This window comes from Vibrio casei (genome assembly GCF_002218025.2).
GTDB lineage: Bacteria > Pseudomonadota > Gammaproteobacteria > Enterobacterales > Vibrionaceae > Vibrio > Vibrio casei.
Window position 1 is genome coordinate 1,464,471 of the sequence record NZ_AP018680.1, and the last position, 20,913, is coordinate 1,485,383.

The 20,913-nt window shown below is 40.9% G+C and carries 18 protein-coding genes; 7 read left to right on the top strand and 11 right to left on the bottom strand.

Features of this window, described 5'->3' with window-relative positions:
* Positions 1-216: 216 nt before the first annotated feature.
* Positions 217-777: a hypothetical protein gene (locus tag VCASEI_RS07020; RefSeq protein ID WP_086963344.1), complete on the bottom strand. Its 561-nt coding sequence runs from the start codon at positions 775-777 to the stop codon at positions 217-219.
* 281 nt (positions 778-1,058) lie between these two features.
* Here VCASEI_RS07020 and VCASEI_RS07030 point away from each other — a divergent pair.
* Positions 1,059-2,209, top strand: a protein-coding gene (locus VCASEI_RS07030) for an IS3 family transposase (protein ID WP_110957783.1) whose coding sequence is annotated in 2 segments (ribosomal slippage) — positions 1,059-1,302 and positions 1,302-2,209 — 1,152 coding nt in all. Because the reading frame shifts where the segments join, the coding sequence is not laid out codon by codon here.
* Here VCASEI_RS07030 and VCASEI_RS07035 read toward each other — a convergent pair.
* From VCASEI_RS07035 to VCASEI_RS07045, 3 genes are all read right to left on the bottom strand, one after another.
* Complete coding sequence (locus VCASEI_RS07035; RefSeq protein ID WP_238321371.1) at positions 2,206-2,715, bottom strand: hypothetical protein; 510 nt, start codon at positions 2,713-2,715, stop codon at positions 2,206-2,208. The two genes, VCASEI_RS07030 and VCASEI_RS07035, sit on opposite strands and share 4 nt — an antisense overlap.
* Before the next feature lie 85 nt (positions 2,716-2,800).
* Positions 2,801-3,208 (bottom strand): DoxX family protein, encoded by a 408-nt coding sequence (locus VCASEI_RS07040; protein WP_197709567.1) that lies wholly within the window; start codon positions 3,206-3,208, stop codon positions 2,801-2,803.
* Positions 3,208-4,358, bottom strand: a protein-coding gene (locus tag VCASEI_RS07045) for an IS3 family transposase (RefSeq protein WP_110957751.1) whose coding sequence is annotated in 2 segments (ribosomal slippage) — positions 3,208-4,115 and positions 4,115-4,358 — 1,152 coding nt in all. Because the reading frame shifts where the segments join, the coding sequence is not laid out codon by codon here. The genes VCASEI_RS07040 and VCASEI_RS07045 overlap by 1 nt, the downstream gene beginning before the upstream one ends.
* 621 nt (positions 4,359-4,979) lie before the next feature.
* Between VCASEI_RS07045 and sbcB the strand changes: the two genes are divergently transcribed.
* The 5 genes from sbcB to purT all read left to right on the top strand — a co-directional run bounded on the left by sbcB (position 4,980) and on the right by purT (position 10,024).
* Positions 4,980-6,404: an exodeoxyribonuclease I gene (gene sbcB, locus VCASEI_RS07050; RefSeq protein ID WP_089110644.1), complete on the top strand. Its 1,425-nt coding sequence runs from the start codon at positions 4,980-4,982 to the stop codon at positions 6,402-6,404.
* Between the two features lie 77 nt (positions 6,405-6,481).
* Positions 6,482-6,856, top strand: coding sequence for a CidA/LrgA family protein (locus tag VCASEI_RS07055; protein ID WP_089110643.1), 375 nt, complete (start codon positions 6,482-6,484; stop codon positions 6,854-6,856).
* A gap of 2 nt (positions 6,857-6,858) precedes the next feature.
* On the top strand, positions 6,859-7,545 hold the full coding sequence (locus VCASEI_RS07060; protein ID WP_086963334.1) for a CidB/LrgB family autolysis modulator: 687 nt from the start codon (positions 6,859-6,861) through the stop codon (positions 7,543-7,545).
* A 278-nt stretch (positions 7,546-7,823) separates the two neighbouring features.
* Positions 7,824-8,711 (top strand): cytidine deaminase, encoded by an 888-nt coding sequence (gene cdd / locus VCASEI_RS07065; RefSeq protein ID WP_089110642.1) that lies wholly within the window; start codon positions 7,824-7,826, stop codon positions 8,709-8,711.
* Between the two features lie 137 nt (positions 8,712-8,848).
* Positions 8,849-10,024 (top strand): formate-dependent phosphoribosylglycinamide formyltransferase, encoded by a 1,176-nt coding sequence (gene purT, locus VCASEI_RS07070; protein ID WP_089110641.1) that lies wholly within the window; start codon positions 8,849-8,851, stop codon positions 10,022-10,024.
* Positions 10,025-10,089: 65 nt separating this feature from the next.
* Here the strand turns inward: purT and VCASEI_RS07075 are convergent, their stop codons facing one another.
* The 5 genes from VCASEI_RS07075 to pheS all read right to left on the bottom strand — a co-directional run bounded on the left by VCASEI_RS07075 (position 10,090) and on the right by pheS (position 17,217).
* Complete coding sequence (locus VCASEI_RS07075) at positions 10,090-10,734, bottom strand: thiopurine S-methyltransferase (RefSeq protein WP_086963329.1); 645 nt, start codon at positions 10,732-10,734, stop codon at positions 10,090-10,092.
* Positions 10,735-10,816: 82 nt separating this feature from the next.
* Entirely contained in the window at positions 10,817-11,113 is a 297-nt protein-coding gene (gene ihfA, locus VCASEI_RS07080; RefSeq protein WP_086963327.1) for an integration host factor subunit alpha, read from the bottom strand.
* A gap of 780 nt (positions 11,114-11,893) precedes the next feature.
* Positions 11,894-13,507 carry a peptide ABC transporter substrate-binding protein gene (locus tag VCASEI_RS07085; RefSeq protein ID WP_089110640.1) on the bottom strand — a complete coding sequence of 538 codons (1,614 nt, stop codon included), beginning with the start codon at positions 13,505-13,507 and terminating at the stop codon, positions 11,894-11,896.
* Between the two features lie 293 nt (positions 13,508-13,800).
* Positions 13,801-16,218 (bottom strand): phenylalanine--tRNA ligase subunit beta, encoded by a 2,418-nt coding sequence (gene pheT / locus VCASEI_RS07090; RefSeq protein ID WP_086963323.1) that lies wholly within the window; start codon positions 16,216-16,218, stop codon positions 13,801-13,803.
* A gap of 18 nt (positions 16,219-16,236) precedes the next feature.
* Positions 16,237-17,217 carry a phenylalanine--tRNA ligase subunit alpha gene (gene pheS / locus VCASEI_RS07095; protein ID WP_086963370.1) on the bottom strand — a complete coding sequence of 327 codons (981 nt, stop codon included), beginning with the start codon at positions 17,215-17,217 and terminating at the stop codon, positions 16,237-16,239.
* Positions 17,218-17,566: 349 nt separating this feature from the next.
* Here pheS and VCASEI_RS07100 point away from each other — a divergent pair, with 349 nt between their 5' ends.
* On the top strand, positions 17,567-18,718 hold the full coding sequence (locus tag VCASEI_RS07100; protein WP_086963321.1) for a PQQ-dependent sugar dehydrogenase: 1,152 nt from the start codon (positions 17,567-17,569) through the stop codon (positions 18,716-18,718).
* A gap of 270 nt (positions 18,719-18,988) precedes the next feature.
* On the opposite strand, the gene VCASEI_RS07105 is transcribed toward VCASEI_RS07100, so the two are convergent.
* Together VCASEI_RS07105 and VCASEI_RS07110 are read right to left on the bottom strand one after the other, a co-directional pair.
* On the bottom strand, positions 18,989-19,987 hold the full coding sequence (locus tag VCASEI_RS07105; RefSeq protein WP_089110639.1) for a 5'/3'-nucleotidase SurE: 999 nt from the start codon (positions 19,985-19,987) through the stop codon (positions 18,989-18,991).
* A gap of 191 nt (positions 19,988-20,178) precedes the next feature.
* Positions 20,179-20,907 (bottom strand): SIMPL domain-containing protein, encoded by a 729-nt coding sequence (locus VCASEI_RS07110; RefSeq protein WP_086963318.1) that lies wholly within the window; start codon positions 20,905-20,907, stop codon positions 20,179-20,181.
* Between the last annotated feature and the right edge of the window lie 6 nt (positions 20,908-20,913).

The following is a 20,913-nucleotide window of genomic DNA, read 5'->3' on the forward strand; positions in this document are numbered from 1 at the left end:
AAAGGAGAGACAATCAAAGAAAGACAATAAATAAGGAATTAACCGATTGATAATATTACACTTTAATTTTATCAGGGTTAAGCATGTCTGAAGGAAAACAGAATCTATTGCCTACCGAAAAATAATATAGACCAATTTACAATAATAAGCAGCTTCGGACTTGTTCAACACCCAGATAAGGTGTCGGCTGCGCGACACCTATCCTTATTTGTTATATCAATTTTTACTATCTCGAGGGGCTATTACATAATAAATAACCTTACCATCACTAGATTTATAGCTGTCATTTTTATCTACAGAAACACACAATTTACCATCACAACTCGTGATGTGACCATACTGATTAAGCTTCTCTATCTGAGCTTGAAGTTGCGCTTTCTCACTTCTTAACTCGTTAATCTCATTTATAGTGGGAATATCTTTGACAAATAGGAACCAAATACTAATTGCAACACAAATTAATAATATAAGCATAATGAAAGATAGTTTTAACACCGAGTATCTGCTTGCTTTCTCATACCTGGACGCTGCTTGTTCTGCTTTAACATGCGCATTTTCAAGTTTTTTAAATAATTGCTCCGAAACCTTATCCGCTATTTCACTTGATGCATTTTGGGTAGACTCTTTTATTGCTCTTTTAGTCTCTGACTCAACTCTACTAACACTCCGGTTAGCCTTTTCAATTGACGTGATTGCATTTAAAAATCTTTGTTCATTTTTCTCACTTGCAGCAAGCAAATTAGCAGCTGCATCAAATAACTTATCTAACCTCTCCATTATCGACTTATCCCCCTATCGAAACCTTTGGTTCTATTAAGACTTTTTTTAGCCTCTATACTTTTATTAAATTGATTCTTTATCTCATTCACATATTCTTTATGTTGTAACCTGAGCTGCATAATGTCCGTAAACTGGAAATACTTAATTCCACTCTCAGAAACTGCGATGATTATACCTCCAGTTCCTACCTCTCCTGTACCTTGGCACCTAGCAACCTGATCCGCTCCAGCTGTTTTGGACACTGAGTTAAGTGAGTACAATCACTAACGAGGTGAACAATGACAACTAAGAAAACTAGAATTAAACATTCCCCTGAATTTAAAGCAGAAGCCCTAAAACTAGCAGAGAGAGTGGGAGTAGCTGCGGCTGCAAGGCAGCTTTCTTTACATGAATCTCAAATCTACGGGTGGCGGAAGAACTCGAAGAAAGACACCAATACTAGTCAGCGAGAACAAGAGCTAGCCGCAGAGGTTGCCAAGCTCAAAAGGCAGTTGGCTGAGCAAGCAGAAGAGCTAGAAATTGTAAAAAAGGCCGCCACCTACTTCGCGAAAAATCTAAAGTAAATTGCTACGAATTTATGCTCGAACACCTGATGTACTTCAATATTGTACGTATGGCTAAGGTATTCGGGGTATCCCGAAGTGGGTTTTATTACTGGGTTAAACATCGCCATAAGGCTAGCCAACGCGAGGCAGTTCGCCAAGAGCTTGATACAAAGGTCAAAGAAGCTTTTGATAACAGCAAAGGCCGAGATGGCTCAAGGCGAATCCAAAAAGAACTGTCTGAGAGCGGTGATAACCACAATGTGAAAACCATTGCGGCCAGTATGAAGCGTCAAGATTTAACGCCGAAAGCGGCACGTAAATTTAAGTGCACGACAGACAGCAAGCATCAAATGCCAGTTGCTCCAAACTTGCTGGCTCAGAACTTTAACGCAGCGGCTCCGAATGAAAAATGGGCGGGAGACATCACCTATGTTGCGACAAGCGAAGGCTGGTTGTACTTGGCAGTAATTATTGACCTTTACTCAAGACAAGTAATCGGATGGTCTATGGATACCAGAATGACGGCTACGCTGGTCTGTGATGCTCTATCAATGGCTTTGTTCCGTCGCGAATTTCCTGAGCAGGTTATCGTTCATAGTGATCGAGGTAGTCAGTACTGCTCAAAAGATTATCGAGACCTCATAACTGTTTATAATCTAAAGCAAAGTATGAGTAGGAAAGGAAACTGCTGGGACAATGCTTGTGTTGAGAGCTTCTTCCATTCGATGAAAGTTGAAGCGATCCAATATGAGCCGATTATGACGAGAGACCAGATGCGTCAAACGATCTTCGAGTACATAGAGGTTGATTATAATCGGACAAGAAGGCACAGTGCTCTTGGGTATCTAAGCCCTGTTAACTTTGAACAGCAAAATGTCGCTTAATGAAGTGTCCAGTCTGGCTGGAGCAGATCAACCAAACTCAAATAGTCCTTAAAGTCATCATCGCTAAAAGTGGTATCGTTACTAAATACATCGTCTACAATTTTTTCAATAAAAGTTTCTAATGTAAAACTATCGTTAACACTACTATCAAAAGCATCCAGATAAGGTTTGATATTATTTACACAAAGATCATTAAAAGGCTCAGTTTCAACATACCAGTGAATACTCTTAGACAAAGAAATATTTGCATGGTCTTCTCCCAATGCCGACTTTAATTGAGAGTGTCTTTGCATCTCTTTTTTTAAGCTGCCAGCTTTGTTTTTAAACTCTATGAGTTTTACAACTCCAGGAAATTCTAAAAGTACATCGCCCAACTCTTTGTCTGCTGGCGTTTGTTGAAGCAGGTTTACGACCGACAGAACCTCATTTCCGCCTTTCTTAGTACCAACAGAGTAGCCTAATCCATAAAGAAAGTTTCCAATAACTACATTCTCATATAGTTTCATTATTTTTTGCACCTATCTCTAAATTGATATAACGCCGCATTAAGCGGACTAAAATTGTTGGTTATAATGTGGAGCGTAGCGAAACCTAACCAACTGTTTTAGTTCCGTTTAAATGCCTTGTTATGTTCTTTACACACAAAAAATATGCCCAAGCAATTAATATGATTTGCAATGGCGTACGTATTAGCAAATAAAGAGATCCCCATTGGTGACCACCTAGCCCAACACTATTTAACGCAGCGTAAATATTTGCAGGAAAAAACAATATAAAAATGAGAATACCAAATTTTGCTGCGATCGGCTGGAGACTAGGTTTAAAAAGAGCAAGACCAACTATTAATTCGAGAGCGCCTGTAAAATATATTAACGTAACTTTGAAAGGTACCCAAGAAGGCAGCATTTCAACCATTCCGTCAGTTTTTACAATGTGACCAATAAAGAAAAATATAAATGCCAGACCTATGATCTGCTCCAGCCAGACTGGACACTTCATTAAGCGACATTTTGATTTTCAAAGTTAACTGGGCTTAGATACCCAAGAGCACTGTGCCTTCTTGTCCGATTATAATCAACCTCTATGTATTCAAAGATCGTTTGGCGCATCTCGTCTCGCGTCATGATCGGCTCATACTGGATCGCTTCAACTTTCAATGAATGGAAGAAGCTCTCAACACAAGCATTATCCCAGCAGTTTCCTTTCCTACTCATACTTTGCTTTAGATTATAAGCAGTTATGATGTCTCGATAATCTTTTGAGCAGTACTGACTACCTCGGTCACTATGAACGATAACCTGCTCAGGGAACCCTCGACGGAACAAGGCCATTGATAACGCATCGCAAACCAGAGTTGCCGTCATTCTGGTATCCATAGACCAACCGACTACTTGCCTGGAATAAAGGTCAATGATTACCGCCAAATACAGCCAGCCTTCGCTTGTCGCAACATAGGTGATGTCTCCCGCCCACTTTTGATTCGGAGCCTCTGCCTTAAAATCCTGAGCCAGCAGGTTCGGAGCAACTGGCATTTTATGTTTGCTGTCCGTCGTACACTTAAACTTACGTGCCGCTTTCGGCGTTAAATCCTGCCGCTTCATACTGGCGGCAATGGTTTTAACATTACGGCTATCACCGTTCTCAGCCAGCTCTTTCTGGATGCGCCTTGAGCCATCACGACCTTTGCTATTATCAAAAGCCTCTTTGACCTTCGTATCAAGCTCTTGCCGAGTTACCTCGCGCTGGATGGCCTTGTGGCGATGCTTAATCCAGTAATAAAACCCACTTCGTGAAACACCGAACACCTTAGCCATGCGGGCAACTCTGAAGCACAGCAGGTGTTCGAGCATAAATTCGTAGCAATCTACTTTAGGTTTTTCGCGAAGTAGGTGGCGGCCTTTTTTACTATATCTAGCTCTTCAGCTTGCTCAGCCAATTGTCGTTTGAGTTTGGCAACTTCAGCGGCTAGATCTTTTTCCCGCTGACTGGTGCTGGTGTCGCTCTTAGCTGACTTACGCCAACCATAGATCTGGGATTCGTGTAACGACAGTTGTCTCGCTGCCGCAGCTACTCCCACTTTCTCTGCTAGCTTCAGGGCTTCTGCTTTAAATTCAGGGGAATGGATAATACGTTTTTTCTTGCTTGTCATGGTTCACCTCGTTAGTGATTGTACTCACTTAACTCGGTGTCCAAAACTGCTGGTGCGGATCACTAAGCCCCAACAAGCATACTTGTTAATATCCACAGCCCCCCCTCTGAATTTTGAATAAACAAAGGCGAGACCTAACGGAGAAGAAAGAATTAAAAGAATTATTATTGGAGTAACCACAGTACCATCCTAAGAACATAACGCTTATTAGACGGCAAAGTGCCGCCTTTCCTGACAGCCGTTTGCCTGTTTAATTTTTTACTATACATCAATAAGGTTTTAACACTCTGTATAATAATGACTATTTAGACCATTACTTTGATGTAAGTTGGAAAATACGGCACTTTGCCAGTTAGTCTGCGTAATGGTAGAAAAACGAAAGCACTGGTTATATAACCAGCAGTAACTGTTATTACGTTTATTTCGTACCTTTCCAAGCTCGTTACGGCATTCAGAACTACAAGTTGGTAAAGCATAGCAAGTTAAAGAAGGTAGCCGTTATCGGTTACACAGTCGTTAACCATAGATTAAAAACGAGTCGAAAAACTGGAAGCCATTTATTTACGCGGTAGTTAGGGGTAATATACCGATATTAAAGACAATAACTTTTTGGAAGTCCGTATGAGTAACGACAACGCCCCTACCTTTTTCTTTCTCGATTATGAAACATGGGGTGTTAATCCGGCAAAAGACCGACCAAGTCAGTTTGCTGGCGTTCGTACCGATATGGATTTTAATATTATTGGCGAACCTTTGGTGATTTATTGCCAACCTCCTAGCGATTATCTTCCTTCTCCAGAAGCGGCATTAATCACGGGCATTAAGCCTCAACTTACCGTGCAAAAAGGGCTACCCGAACCGGAATTTATTCGTCAGATTCATGAGCAACTCGCCAAGCCCAATACCACGTCATTAGGTTATAACAGTATTCGTTTCGATGATGAGGTCACTCGTTATACGCTTTATCGCAATTTTTACGATCCGTATGCCTGGTCTTGGCAAAATGGCAATTCACGCTGGGATTTACTGGATATTATGCGTACTTGCTATGCGCTGCGACCTGAAGGGATTAACTGGCCAGAAAATGATGAAGGCTTCCCAAGCTTTAAATTAGAGCACCTTTCCGTTGCCAATGGCATTGAACACGCTAATGCGCATGATGCGATGGCCGATGTTATTGCTACCATTGAACTTGCCAAAAAAATCAAGCAAGCCCAACCGAAACTGTTTAACTACTTATTAAGTATGCGCCACAAGCGTAAACTCAATGAACTAGTCGATATTGTTAACATGACGCCACTCGTGCATGTTTCTGGCATGTTTGGTGTTCAGTGTTCCAATATTAGTTGGATCGTGCCTATGGCTTGGCACCCTACCAATAACAATGCGGTAATAACCGTTAACCTGGCAATGGATCCAACGCCACTGATTGAGCTAGATGCTGAAACTCTACATCAACGCATGTACACCAAACGTGATGATCTCGCGCCTAATGAACTTCCGGTTCCTCTTAAACTTGTGCATCTTAATAAGTGCCCTGTTCTCGCGCCAGCCAAAACGCTTACCGCTGAAAATGCCGATCGAATCGGTATTGATCGCAAACAATGTTTAGATAATCTCGCGATTTTAAAATCACATCCAGAGATAAGGGAAAAGCTCATCGCCATCTACAATATTGAACGGGAATATGCCCAAGATAATAATGTCGATACACAGCTATACAGTGGTTTTTTCTCACCTGCCGATAAAGCAACGATTGATATTATTCGGGAAACCGCGCCTGAAAAATTAGGAACTTTAGATTTATCGGTAAAAGATGCTCGCATTGAACCGTTACTCTTTCGTTATCGTGCGCGTCATTTTCCATGGACTCTCTCTGAAACCGAGCAACAAAAGTGGCTTGCACACTGTCGAGAGTATTATGAAAGCAATATTGAAGAATACATGCTAAACCTAGAAAACTTAGCCTATGAATATGAAAGTGATGCCGCAAAAATAGACATATTGAAATCTGTTTATCAATATGTCGAATCTTTAATCTCTTAACGATAAAAACGAATAGCCGTGCGCTCACTCTCATTTTGAGCGCTTATTTTATTTGCTTGTTCTCCAAGGAGTTCAACTTGCCTAAGAAAATTTTAAATTATGCCCTTTCTCTTGCACTCATCATGTTGTGCTTATGGGCAGGAAATGCCATTCAACACTTTTTTTTACTGTCGGTACCCGGCAGCATTTTTGGCATGTTAATCCTCTTTGCTCTCTTAGTTTCAGGGCTTGTAAAAGTAGACTGGGTAAAACCAGGCGCACAACTTTTCATTCGTTATATGATTATTTTATTTGTTCCTATCAGTGTTGGACTAATGGACCACCTCCCTTTACTGGTGGATAACGCTTTATCCATATTCGCCAGCAGTGTTGGTGCCACTACCTTGGTATTGGTTGTACTCGCGTTAGGCCTACAAAAAATTCTAACGCTTAAAACAGATAAGGAGTCATGATCATGTGGTTACTCCTTACGTTCGCCGTCTTTTTTGCTGTACGTTGGTTTGCCCAAAAAGTGCAAAGCCCTTTAGCGAATCCATTATTGCTTAGTATTGTCATTATTATTCCTATCCTGATGGCGTTGGATGTCCCTTATGACGTGTATTATGCACAAAATGATTGGATGACTTTTTTGCTGCAACCCGCCGTTGTCGCGCTGGCTTACCCTCTTTATGAGCAACTCCCTCAAATAAGGCAGAACTGGAAAATTATTTTCTTGGCGTGCGGGGTTGGTAGTTGCATGTCGATGCTTTCTGCTGGTTTAATTGCCGTGGCACTTCATACAGATCAAACTTTAGTCGCCAGTCTTATGGGGAAATCGGTTACGACGCCAATCGCAATGGAAATAGGAAAAAGCTTGGGCGGAGAACCCGCAATTGCCGCTATATTGGTCTTAATCGTTGGTGTCTTTGGATCCGTGTTTGCCTACCCGATTTACACGGCTTTAGGGGTAACGCACCCCATCGCTAGAGGATTAACGATGGGGACAGTTTCACACGCATTAGGTACAGCAACAAGTGCGGAAAAAAATGCCGAAGATGCTGCATTTAGTTCTTTAGCATTAGTCACTTGTGGCATTATCACGTCAATACTCGCTCCTGCCTTTTTTGCCTTTTGTTTATGGATTGGTGGTTTTATCGGATAACCCAATTCAATATGTATTTAAGTGACTTGGATCTAGTAAGGAAGGAGCCGATAATGGCTCCTTTCTAGTTTCTAGTTTCTAGTTTCTAGTTTTTAGTTTTTAGTTTTTAGTTTTTAGACACAAATAATGTTTTGGTTAAGATAATTATCAAATTCATCGAGCAGGCCTCATAATTTGATCAATAGTTGGTTTAATATGAAATTAAATTTAAACTTACATTTTAATTGTGAATCAGGTCACCTTTGATGACGAAGAATTTTTTAAAGAGAACCACGACTATGAAGCCAATCGACTCTGAATTACTTAACCACTTGCCAGCGGATGTTGCCGACTCAATCAGTGCAATAATGGAAAATGAACACTTTAATGGTCATTTCACCGCCGAGCAATACTCAGGCTTATTAGCACAATCGGCATTATCAGATACTGAATTCAAACTTGCTCTGCTTCCCCTTGCCGCTGCTCGTGCTTATTGTTCTATTTCAGATTTCCATGTTGGAGCTATCGCAGAAGGTAATTCGGGCGCCGTGTATTTTGGTGCCAATATAGAAATTCAAGGGGTTCAATTAGGGCAAACCGTTCATGCAGAACAATCGGCGATTAGCCATGCATGGATGAAGGGGGAAACTGGCCTTAAAAACATTACGATAAACTACACGCCTTGCGGTCACTGTCGCCAGTTTATGAATGAACTAAATGGAATCGAAAATTTAGCCATTCAACTGCCCAATCGCCCCGCTTATACGTTACAAGATCTTTTACCCGAATCCTTTGGCCCTAAAGATCTCAATATCGACGCTCGATTAATGGGCAAAACTTCCCAAGATTATCAATTAAACGATGAGTCACTACTGGTTAAATCAGCGCTTAAAGCCATGAATATAAGCCATGCCCCTTATACACAAAACCATAGTGGCGTGGCATTAATGCTAAAAAATGGCAGCATATTTAATGGTAGCTACGCTGAAAATGCAGCGTTCAATCCAAGCTTACCCCCACTTCAAGTCGCCATTAATTTACTCCTTCTTTCTGGGAACGTTTTAAAGGATATTGATAACGCTGTATTAGTAGAACACTCACAAGGGACAATAAGCCATCTTGCCGAAACACAATCAACATTAGAGGCGATCGATCCCGACATCAGCATTACTTATATTTCCTTATAAAATATTACCCACCAATATTATTGGTGGGTAATCGTTCAGCCGTTATAAAAACTCGCCACAAATCATTGCGCAAACGATTGCTTGAGAGGTAAAATCCTTCCTATAGGAATCAATCTTCGTCATGATAGGAACCACAAATGTTTGGAACGGCTACCACCTCCTCTGCTACAAAAGTCCTTTTACTCGGTTCAGGAGAACTTGGTAAAGAAGTGGCTATAGAGTGTCAACGACTAGGCTTAGAAGTTATCGCCTTAGATCGTTATAGTCATGCCCCTGCCATGCAAGTCGCTCACCGTAGCTACACCGTAGATATGTTAGATGGTGATGCGATTAAAACCATCATTGAAACTGAAAAACCAGACTATATCGTTCCTGAGATTGAGGCGATAGCAACCGATGCATTAGTTGAACTGGAGAAAGAAGGTTTTAACGTTGTCCCGACTGCCAATGCAGCAAAACTCACAATGAACCGTGAAGGTATTCGTCGATTAGCAGCTGAAAAATTATCGATTGAAACGTCACCTTACCGATTCTGCGATACCTTTGAAGAATTTAAGTCGGCTATTGATTTTGTCTCTATGCCATGCGTTGTAAAGCCCATAATGAGCTCTTCAGGTAAAGGCCAAAGTATCATTCAAACGGAAGCCAATATTGATGCCGCATGGCAATATGCACAAGAAGGTGGCCGAGCAGGCGCTGGGCGTGTCATTGTCGAAGGTTTTGTTGACTTTGATTACGAGATCACATTATTAACCGTAAGAGCGATGGATGGTGTCCATTTCTGTGCACCTATTGGGCATCGACAGGAAGATGGCGACTATAGAGAGTCTTGGCAGCCACAAGTGATGTCAGAGAGCGCTCTACGCTCTGCTGAAGCAATGGCAGAAAAAATCGTTAATGCTTTAGGTGGGTTTGGTCTTTTCGGTGTCGAGTTATTTGTGAAAGGAGACAATGTTATTTTTAGTGAAGTATCTCCACGACCTCATGATACAGGGATGGTCACTCTGATTTCTCAAGATCTTTCTGAGTTTGCACTTCATGTACGAGCTTTTACTGGATTACCCGTTAATAATATTACTCAATATGGGCCATGCGCCTCAGCCGTGATACTCGCTGAAGGGACATCGTCATCCATTACTTTTGATGGTGTTGCAGATGCGCTTTGCCAACCACAAACTCAAGTTCGTTTATTTGGCAAACCTGAAATTGCTGGCCGTCGGCGTTTAGGAGTCACTCTTACTCATCGAGACTCTATCGAATCGGCCATAAAGGATGCTATAAACTCAGCCAGTAAAATCACAGCACATTTTTAAAGTTATCGTAATTTAAATGTCCGATTTGGATGAAAAAACTTCATTATCCAAATCGGATTCGATGATTAACTTTCAATCAACCACACTTCTTCTGCAAAACGAGACAAACCATTTTGTCGCTTAGGGTGGCTTTCTTTCGCTTCATCTCGCTTTAAACGCGTAATTGTCATCCCCGAGAAAAGTTGAAAAACTTCCTCTTCAGGCACACTAAATGGAGGGCCTTGCATTTCATTCTGAACATAGTCCAATCCAACTAATAAAATCTTACCGTTTGAATTGAGTAAACGACGAATTCGCTCTGCGTACAATATCCGTAGTTCAGGAGGCAGTGCAATTAAGGCCGCACGATCATAAACTAAATCGTAGGTATCCAGTGGAGCGGTAAAAAAATCACCCGAGTAAATCGAGAGTTCATCAAATTGGTATAGCTCATGCTGCCCGTTTAAAGAGGTTACCATTGGGGTATAAAAGTGCTCGGCAAAGAATGAACGAACGGCGATATTGCTTAGTTCAACTCCCGTCACCGACGTATGATAACCAGCCAACCAAACCAGATCTTCGGATTTCCCACATAATGGAACTAAAACAGATTGATCTTTAGTTGGTATTACCTGTGACCAATACTTTGGTAATAGCGGATTAACATCATCTAAATGAAAACCGATACGATTTTCCGCCCAACGGCTGTGCCAAAATTCTTGATCTTGCATTCTCACCTTCCAGCCTATGTTTAAAACACAAAAAGAAAAAGGCCACCGTAGTGACCTTCTTTGGTTCCAACCTTAGCGTGTGTTATTTTTCTATCTTAATATTCTCAACACGAGCTTTTAGTTTCTGACCAGGTCTAAATGTGACAACCCGACGTGCAGAAATTGGAATATCTTCACCAGTTTTAGGGTTTCGTCCTGGTCGTTCACTTTTATCTCTAAGATCAAAGTTACCAAAACCAGACAATTTAACCTGTTCACCCTTCTCTAATGCTTTACGAATTTCTTCAAAAAACACTTCTACAGTATCCTTAGCATCACGTTTACTGTAACCAAGTTTTTCAAACAGGTTTTCAGCCAAATCGGCCTTAGTGAGCGCCATAAAACATCCCTCATTTATTACCACTGATTATGTGGCATTTATAGCATTAACATTGTCAGCAAGCTTAAAGCTGAATATAACATCGAAAGTGTATGCCAACCTTATGATTTTCGCCAAATTTTTTTAATCATGCTAAGTTTGGTTTGTTAATGATAGGTTTCAATTTAAACTATAAAATCCTTATCAAGATATATTTATTACCAAACAATTCCACATAACCAGTGAATTAAATCACCTATAACACCAACAGCGACATTATAATCTAATTGTTAACGTTAAGTAATTCGTATTAAATTCATTAAAAATTCATACTACAGCAAAAAATCTTCGCTTTTATACCAACTTCACCAATAAAAGCAACCACTTAAATTCAGTGGTTTTTACGTTGTTTACTGTCAGGTAGTAAGACAAACCGATAATAAAAAAATTCCATTATCATGTTATAACCCTACCTCATAGCTTAAACGCCTTCCCTTTGTTCAGCCTATCACGACGAGAATTCAGCTTATCTGTTAAGTCTTGCAAACCCTTAAAAATCGGTGTCGATCTTTCTTTTTATTAGCAGAGTAAGTTGCCATATATTTTAGAATTACTCTTTATTTTCAAAAAATCAAACACCTACAATATTACATAAATAGATAATTCACTTTATATATTCTTTTCAATAACTTATTTAATATTTAAACAATATAAGAATTAAAGTCCTGATTGATTAAATACAAAAAACAAATCAGTCAAATGAATACATAATGTTTGTAAATTAAATTACACTCGCCCGCCTTATTTCGTAATATACAGATCTCTTGTATATCTACGATCTGAAGCATTATCTTTGCTATACCCACCTACATTTTTATTCTTCAAAACAGAACGGGTATAAAAGTAGACCGGAATAGCAGGCATTTCTTTCGCAAAAATTTTCTCTGCTTGCTGATAAAGTTTCTTACGCTCATCTTCTGTTTTTGCTAATGACGCCATTTTTAGTGCCGAATCATAGTCGGCATTACTCCAACCACCATAATTTAAACCTGAAGAATCAAAGTATGATAGGAAAGTAGAAGCTTCATTGTAGTCACCAATCCAAGCATAACGTGCAACCGAGAAGTTTTTCGATGACAGCGTTTGTAAAAACGTCTTCCACTCTTGATTAGCAATCTCAACTTCTGCACCCAAATTCTTCTTCCACATAGAGGCTGCAACGATCGCTAACTTTTTATGCGCTTCACTGGTGTTATATCCCAGGTCAAATTTAAGTGGGTGCTCCTTATCAAATCCAGCCTCTTTTAATAAAGCTTTAGCCTTTTGGTTTCTTTCTTGTTGGGACATATCTGCCCATTCAAGCTTCGGTACTTCAAAGCCTGCGACTGCAGGAGGTGTATTGGTATAAGCTGGTAATTGACCTTGCCCTAGAATTCGCTCAACAATGACATCACGATCGAGTGAATACGCTAACGCTTTGCGAACTCTTGGATCATCAAATGGCTTTTTTTCCATATTAAACAAGTAGTAGTATGTCCCTAGTGAAGGCATGGTGAGCAATTCATCAGGTCGATCTTTCTTTATGGTTTGATAAAGCTCTAATGGAACCACATTGGTAATATCAATTTCCCCTGTCCGGAAACGGTTGTACTCCGCATTCACATCAGAAATAGGCAAATAGGTTACTTTATTAATGACCGTTTCTTTGTCATTCCAATATTGCTTATTGCGTTCTAAAACGACTTTTTCATTTATAACCCAATCAGAAAGTTTATACGCCCCACTGACCACAATATGCTCAGGTTTTGTCCATGATTCTTTAAATTGGTTTACTGTTTGTTCTGGTAATGCAAAAGTGCTTTCATGCGCCAGCATCTTAGTAAAATATGGTACTGGCTTGGTTAACGTTATTTGAAGGGTTTTATCATCAAGAGCTTTAACGCCTAATGAATCTACAGGTTTCTCTCCTTTGGTAATTTCATCGCCATTAACAATACTTGCCATCGCGATGTACCACGAGTAAGGCGCGCCCGTTTTAGGATCAACAATACGCTTTAAGCTGAAGACAAAATCGTTGGCGGTGATAGGATCACCATTTGACCATTTCGCGTCACGTAAATGAAAAGTATATTGTTTTCCATCTTCAGAGACATCCCATTTACTCGCTAAAGCTGGGATAATATTGCCATGTAGATCTTCTGTCACTAAGCCTTCAAACATATCCGCTATCACACGTGAACTTGCCGTATCTGAAGACATGTTGGGATCAAGGGTTGGCACTTCATCACCATTCCCTCGAACTACTTCTTGTTTATCAGCTAAATCAACCCCCGCTGGAACTTGCGCAGCGAAAGTAGGCGCTGCAAGGCATAGGCTAATTGTCGTCGCTAATAGTGTCTTGGTCATTTTTTGCATCTGATATCCTTATTCTTTTTTATAAGCCGTATTTAAAATCGTATTCAAAGACAGCAAGATCACATCATGTCCTCGACTCTTTGTTCGATAAACATAATGCTAACAGTCATTCAACGTCCTAATGAAAATTGCCATACTTTTATACCGTGTTTAAAACTAATTAACTGAGAGATGAGTTACATAAACATCAATAAAACCTTTGATTTAATAATGTTTTATATGGTTATGACATAAAAAAATCCGCCATGTCGAAACACAGCGGATTAGAAATACAGCTCAATTACTGGTATCGTTTAATCACGTAATGACGCACCAAATTGATCACTTAACGCGGCAACAATGGCATCAACAGAAGCCGCGATATCCGCATCTTCTAATGTACGCTCAGTTGATTGAAGGCTAAGCGCAATCGCTAAACTCTTATTACCTTCTTCCACACCTTTACCACGGTACACATCAAACAGTTTCGCGCCAGTCAGAAGTTCACCACCGTTAGCAAGACATGCGTTAACAATATCGCCGCTTGCCACGTCTTCTTTCACAACAACCGCAATATCACGACGGTTAGCTGGGAATTTAGATAAGCTTACTGCTTCTGGGATCACACGTGAATCAATCGCTGACCATTCAATTTCAAATACGATAGTACGACCATTTAAGCCAAACTTACGCTCAAGCTCTGGGTGAACCGTACCAATAACACCAACAGGTTCGCCATCAACAACAATCGCTGCTGATTGACCTGGGTGAAGCGCAGGATGACTTACAGGCTCGAAACTGTACGCTATTTCATTTGAAGTCAGTTCAAGAACCGCTTCTAAATCGCCTTTAAGATCAAAGAAATCAACCGTGTTAGTTTCGATATCCCAATGTTCTTCGCTACGAGTACCTGCGATTACACCTGCCAGCATAGGCTCTTGACGCATGCCATTTTCAGCAGATTCACAAGGAATAAAACGTAAACCGTATTCGAATAAACGAACGCGTGGTTGCTGACGTTTTTGGTTGTGAACAACGGTGTTTAATAGACCTTGGATTAAACCAAGACGCATCGCTGACATTTCTACTGAAATTGGGAACGGTAGAATTAACGGCTCAACACCCGGTACAATCAGTTTTTGTTGTTCAGGTTCAACGAAGCTGTAGGTAATCGCTTCTTGGAAACCACGGTCAACTAAAAGATTACGTACGCGTTTAAGAGGCAGATTCGCTTCTTTGTGATCGTTCATGCTAAGCGCAGCAACCGGTGCTTGATTTGGAATGTTGTCGTAACCGTAGATACGGCCGACTTCTTCAATCAAATCTTGCTCAATCGCGATGTCAAAACGCCATGTCGGAGCAACCGCTGTCCAGCCTTCAGCACCGTTTTCAAGAGAAGTCGCTTCAACTGTCATACCTAGACGCTCTAAGATCTCAACCACATCGCTATCGGCAATGTGATGGCCTAATAGGTTGTCTAGTTTAGTACGACGTAATGCGACTTTGTTTGGCTTAGGTAAATCTGCTTCAGATTCAACCGTTACAACAGGCGCCACTTCACCGCCACAGATTTCAACAAGCAGCTCAGTTGCACGTTCCATTGCACTTGCTTGCAGTGCGTAATCGACACCACGCTCAAAACGCATAGAAGAATCAGTATGTAGGCCATAACTACGTGCGCGACCACGGATATGATCCGGTGCGAAGAAGGCACACTCAAGTAATACATCTTTAGTTTCAGCAGTTACGCCAGATTTTTCACCACCGAAGATACCTGCAATCGCCAATGCTTTATTGTGATCTGCAACCACTAAAGTATCTGCGTTTAATTTCGCTTCGGTACCATCAAGTAGTGTTAGCTTCTCGTCTTGCTCAGCCATGCGAACCACAATACCGCCTTCAATCTTAGTAAGATCAAATGCGTGCATTGGTTGGCCTTGCTCTAATAGAACGAAGTTAGTGATATCAACCACAGGATCAATAGAGCGAATACCACAACGGCGCAGTTTTTCTTGCATCCAAAGTGGCGTTTGCGCCTTGGCATTCACATTTTTAATCACGCGACCAAGGTAACGTGGACAGGCAACTGGTGCTTTTACTTCAATTGAAACGGTATCGTCAATCGAAGGAGTAATTGCATTAACTGAAGGCTCTATAACATCAGCGCGGTTTAATACGCCAACTTCACGAGCCATACCACGAACGCTGAAACAATCTGCGCGGTTTGCGGTTAGATCAACATCAATAGTGACATCATCAAGGCCTAAAAATTCACGGAAATCCGTACCGATAACAGCATCGTCTGCCAACTCCATGATGCCATCAGATTCTACGTCGATACCGAGTTCGGTAAATGAACACAGCATGCCGTGTGATGGCTGACCACGTAGTTTAGCTTTCTTGATTTTAAAATCGCCTGGTAAAACAGCACCAACCGTCGCAACAGCAACGTTAATGCCCTGGCGACAGTTAGATGCGCCACAAACGATGTCTAATAATTCTTCTGCGCCAACATCAACTTTAGTGACTCGTAATTTGTCAGCATCAGGGTGTTGACCACACTCCACTACTTTACCCACTTTTACGCCAGTAAAGCTGCCAGCAACTGGAAGTACGTCATCGACTTCTAGGCCAGCCATTGTAATTTGATGTGTTAACTCGTCAGTTGCTATTTGTCCATAAGAACGCGCAGGGTTAACCCACTCACGAAGCCATGATTCGTTGAATTTCATTGTGATTAATCCTCTCGGTTACTTGAATTGTTTAAGGAAACGAAGATCGTTTTCAAAGAACGCACGTAAATCATTTACGCCGTAACGCAACATGGTTAAGCGCTCTACGCCCATACCAAATGCGAAACCCGAGTATTTTTCAGGATCAATGCCAACACTGCGAAGTACGTTAGGGTGAACCATGCCACAACCAAGTACTTCTAACCATTTGCCATTTTTACCCATTACGTCAACTTCGGCTGAAGGTTCGGTGAATGGGAAGTAAGAAGGACGGAAACGCACTTGTACTTCTTCTTCAAAGAAATTGCATAGGAAATCGTTCAAGATGCCTTTTAATTGAGCAAAGTTAACGTTTTCATCCACCAGCATGCCTTCCACTTGGTGGAACATTGGCGTGTGCGTTTGGTCATAATCGTTACGATATACACGACCCGGAGCAATGAAACGGAATGGTGGTTTGCCATTTTCCATAGTACGGATCTGAACACCTGAGGTATGGGTACGTAGCATAAGGTCTGGGTTAAAGAAGAAGGTATCGTGATCAGTACGTGCTGGGTGATCTTGTGCGATATTCAATGCATCAAAGTTATGAAAAGCATCTTCAATTTCAGGGCCTGCTTCTACGCTAAAACCAAGCTCACCAAAGAACTGTTCAATACGTTCAACAGTACGTGTCACTGGGTGTAAACCGCCATTTTCAATACGGCGACCCGGCAGAGAAATATCAATGGTTTCGGCGGCAAGTTTGGCTTCAAGCTCGGCACGCTGTAGTGCTTCTTTACGAGCTGCGATCGCTTGTTGTACCAGACCTTTTGCTTTGTTGATCTCTTGACCAGCACTACGACGCTCTTCCGGTGGAAGTTTACCCAAGCTTTGTAGTTGAAGGGTTAGTTCCCCTTTCTTACCCAAAACTTGAACACGGACATCTTCTAGTACCGCGACAGATTCAGACTGCTCTATTGCTGCCGTTGCATTGGCAATGATTTGTTCTAATTGCATTGTTTCCTCACCTACCATTCGGTAGTCCTGTGGATAGTTCAGTTCCTAATTGGCTTAATCTCTGCCATTTTGCTCAACGTCTTTCACGCGAATCATGTTCACGCATCAAAAAGTTATGCAAAATGGCACCCTTGTTCATCATGATCAAAATTTGGCATGACAAAAGCCGATGAAAATAGCCCTATATAGTAATGAAACGCACCGCTAAAGCCAAATTGAAATCGTGTAAATACCTTCTTTATTTTTCTGTTCATTCACTTTGTCATCCCTTTTTACGATTTCATGCTCGATTTTTATGTATTTAATGTCCAAAGTATGAATATTCACCTCATTCAACATCGAGAGAATTATGCCAATGTTACCTTTACTGTCTCAATGCAAACGTTACTCTTCACTACTGCTATTTAGCTCGATTGCCACTTTTTCTACCATAGCTAGCGCTCAAGAAACACCTGAAAACCAGCAAAGTTACACCACCCAAATACTGGCGGAAAATTTAGGTGTTATTTGGGGAATGGATTGGGTAAATGAGAATCAACTCTTGATGACAGACCGTAGTGGCCATGTTTACCTACTCGACCTCACAACCAAACAAAAATCTGAAATATCTGGGCTGCCTGATGTCAAAGTTTCTGGTCAAGGCGGTCTGTTAGATGTCGCTCGTTATACGGATTCAAATAAGCAAACTTGGTTTTACTTTACCTACGTAAAACCGCTGCAAGACGGCCATTCGGCAACCACACTTGCTCGCGCTCAATTAGACGTAACCAATAAAGCACTTACCCAGTGGCAAGATTTATTGGTGACCGATTCTGCCGATGACAGCAGTAAGCATTTCGGCAGTCGTATTACTTTTGATCAAAATGGCCATGTATTCTTTGGCGTAGGCGATCGCGGTAATCGAGATAACGGCCAAAATATGGATAACCAAGCTGCGGCTATTTTGCGCTTAAACATCGATGGTTCGGTACCACAAGACAATCCATTTATTAAAACGAAATCAGGCAATGAAGCGATATGGAGTTACGGCCATCGAAATCCACAAGGGCTAGTTTACGATTCAAACCGAAAAATATTATGGGAGGTTGAACATGGTCCACGTGGGGGTGATGAAATTAATATCATCAAACCCGGACTCAACTATGGTTGGGCAAAAACTTCACACGGTAAGGAATACTGGGGGCCATTAAATGTCGGCGACGCTAAAACATTGCCTGATGTCGAAACACCTATTATGGTTTACATCCCTTCTATCGCACCAAGTTCTGCGAGCATTTATACAGGTGCGGCTTTCCCCCAATGGCAAGGCAATTTATTGATTGGCGCTCTCGCAAAAACTCACATTAATATGATTTCATTTACCCAAAATAATCAGGTTAAAGAAGAAATTCGTTTGGTTGAAGATTTAAATGAAAGGGTGCGAGATATTACTGTCGATGGGCAAGGCTTGATTTATTTCTCAACGGATTCTGGAAAGTTGTATCAATTAGCGCCTCAATGATAAGCCCATATTTTCAAAATATTTAACTGATAAAAAGAGTCCGTATTAATCAGTACGGACTCTTAAGTATCAATTACTCTAGTTTTTCAAAAGCAAACTAATCTATCTTCACCCAAGTATTCGGAAACGAAGTCAATGTCGTCATAACATTTAAGCTATAAAGAGTATCGTTATCTACCATCAACTGACCATAAGCATGAAATGTATCTAAACCACAATCACCTTGAGTAAGGTTCAATTCAACTAAACCATCAATTTGTTCTGATAAGTTCAGTTGACCTTCACTACGATCGCAACTTTAGCGCGAGAAGCCTGAACATTGCCGTCAATGGTACTAATCGTAATGTAACCTTCTTGTACTGCAACCCCTTCAGAATTTTCATTACTATCACCTGCATCACCTTGTCCGAAAGCCATACCGGCTTTACCGTCAAAATTCGCACTAAATGTGGCTTCCGCTGTAGCTTGATCCATGCCATAGGAAGTCATCATATTTTCTACAATGTAGGCTTTCATTACAGGGTCTGCACCAAGATCATCGGTAAACCCAAGCGACGTTCCTCCGGCATTCCAACCAACATCGGTAAACTTATATCCCAGATGAGCGGTCATATCAGCCGGTGTATTAACATTTAAACCAGTATAAGCAGGTAATAAAGGTTGGCCAGCGGGACGATTTTCTTCGAGACTTTTAACGATATCAACAATCGCTGCGCCAACTAATTTTGCTTGCCCTTCTTCTGAAGCATGCTTACCATCACTCACCGCAATCGCAGGGATCCCTCGGCTCAAAGAAGCCATTGTCGCGCCTAAAGTTCCAGAGTTATTATTCATAAAGCCTAAGTTATTACCTTCATTTGGCCCTGAAATCACCAAATCAGGGGCTTGTCCCCATACTTTTTTAGCAGCCACATCAATACCATATAATGCAGCCATCACGGGAGTACCTTCCACATAATCGTCAAAAGCCAAATCGCCGTCAGTTTCACCTACACAATATTCTGTTGAACCATCAGCACCGACTCTTTCATCAACCGGCGTTGCTTTCATAAAAATCATCGAGCCCCCTTTGCCACTTTGTGGGCCACAAGGTGCAGACATCACCACACTGTGCCCTGCTTTGATAAGCTCAGCCTTAAGTGTTTTAATGTTGGTGGTTTCCCAACTATCATCGTTCGTTAAAACGATATTCAATGCAGATGCTGATGGCACAAAAGATAAACCAGATAAAAAAAGTGCAGTTGTAAGACCAGTCCTTGTGAATTTCATTATTTTCCCTATATTTTATTAAATTCAAGCTCTCCCATAATGAAGGGCCTGAATACTATGGAGAAATAATGTTAAATATTTACGACAAAAATTTGACAACACCATTACAATTTACAAATCAATCAATAACTGAAGTCTCATGATCTGTGCATCAAGATCATTTTTATTCTAATACACAACCATAAAAAATATTAATCAGACAAGTAATATTGAACTGTTGATACTACTCTAATTTTCTTTATGTACGGTGTATTCTTATCACGAGATGCGATGGTAAATTGCCCCTGTGAAGCACTTTTGATTTTACCTAATTGACTATCTGAATCTTTAGCAAATTTTTGCGCGACAACACGAGCATTTTTGGTCGCTTCTTCAATCATTACCGGTTTAATTTTATTTAAATCGCTAAAAATATATTCAGGCTGAGATGCATAACTATCACCAGTAAAAACAATCCCTTGTTTACCAAGTTCAGAAAGCTCAGACATCACGTGTCTGACGATTTCGATATTCTTCGAGTACACGGTTACCGATTGCGTAGCTGAATAGCGAAACTCTGCTCTTGCATCATTTCCCCATTGCTGTGCTGACTTATCTATAATGGAAGGTGTACTAAAACTGATGGAATCCGGAGATATACCTTTCAATAATAAAAAAGCTTTTATTTTTTCCGTATTACGATCAACATCATTATACAACCCCTCAAGGTCATTATTCGCAGCAGTAAACTGAATCGGCCAAATCACTACATCAGCCGTCATTTCTTTTTCAGCTAACCCTTTGACGATAACGCTACGTTCAAACTGTTTATATTTAATCGCTGCGCTACCTAATTGATAACCTAACACGCTCAAACCTAGGAATATAAATAACCCTAATATGAACGCGTTTACATTAGAGTTTTGTAAATTTACTTTCATGATAAA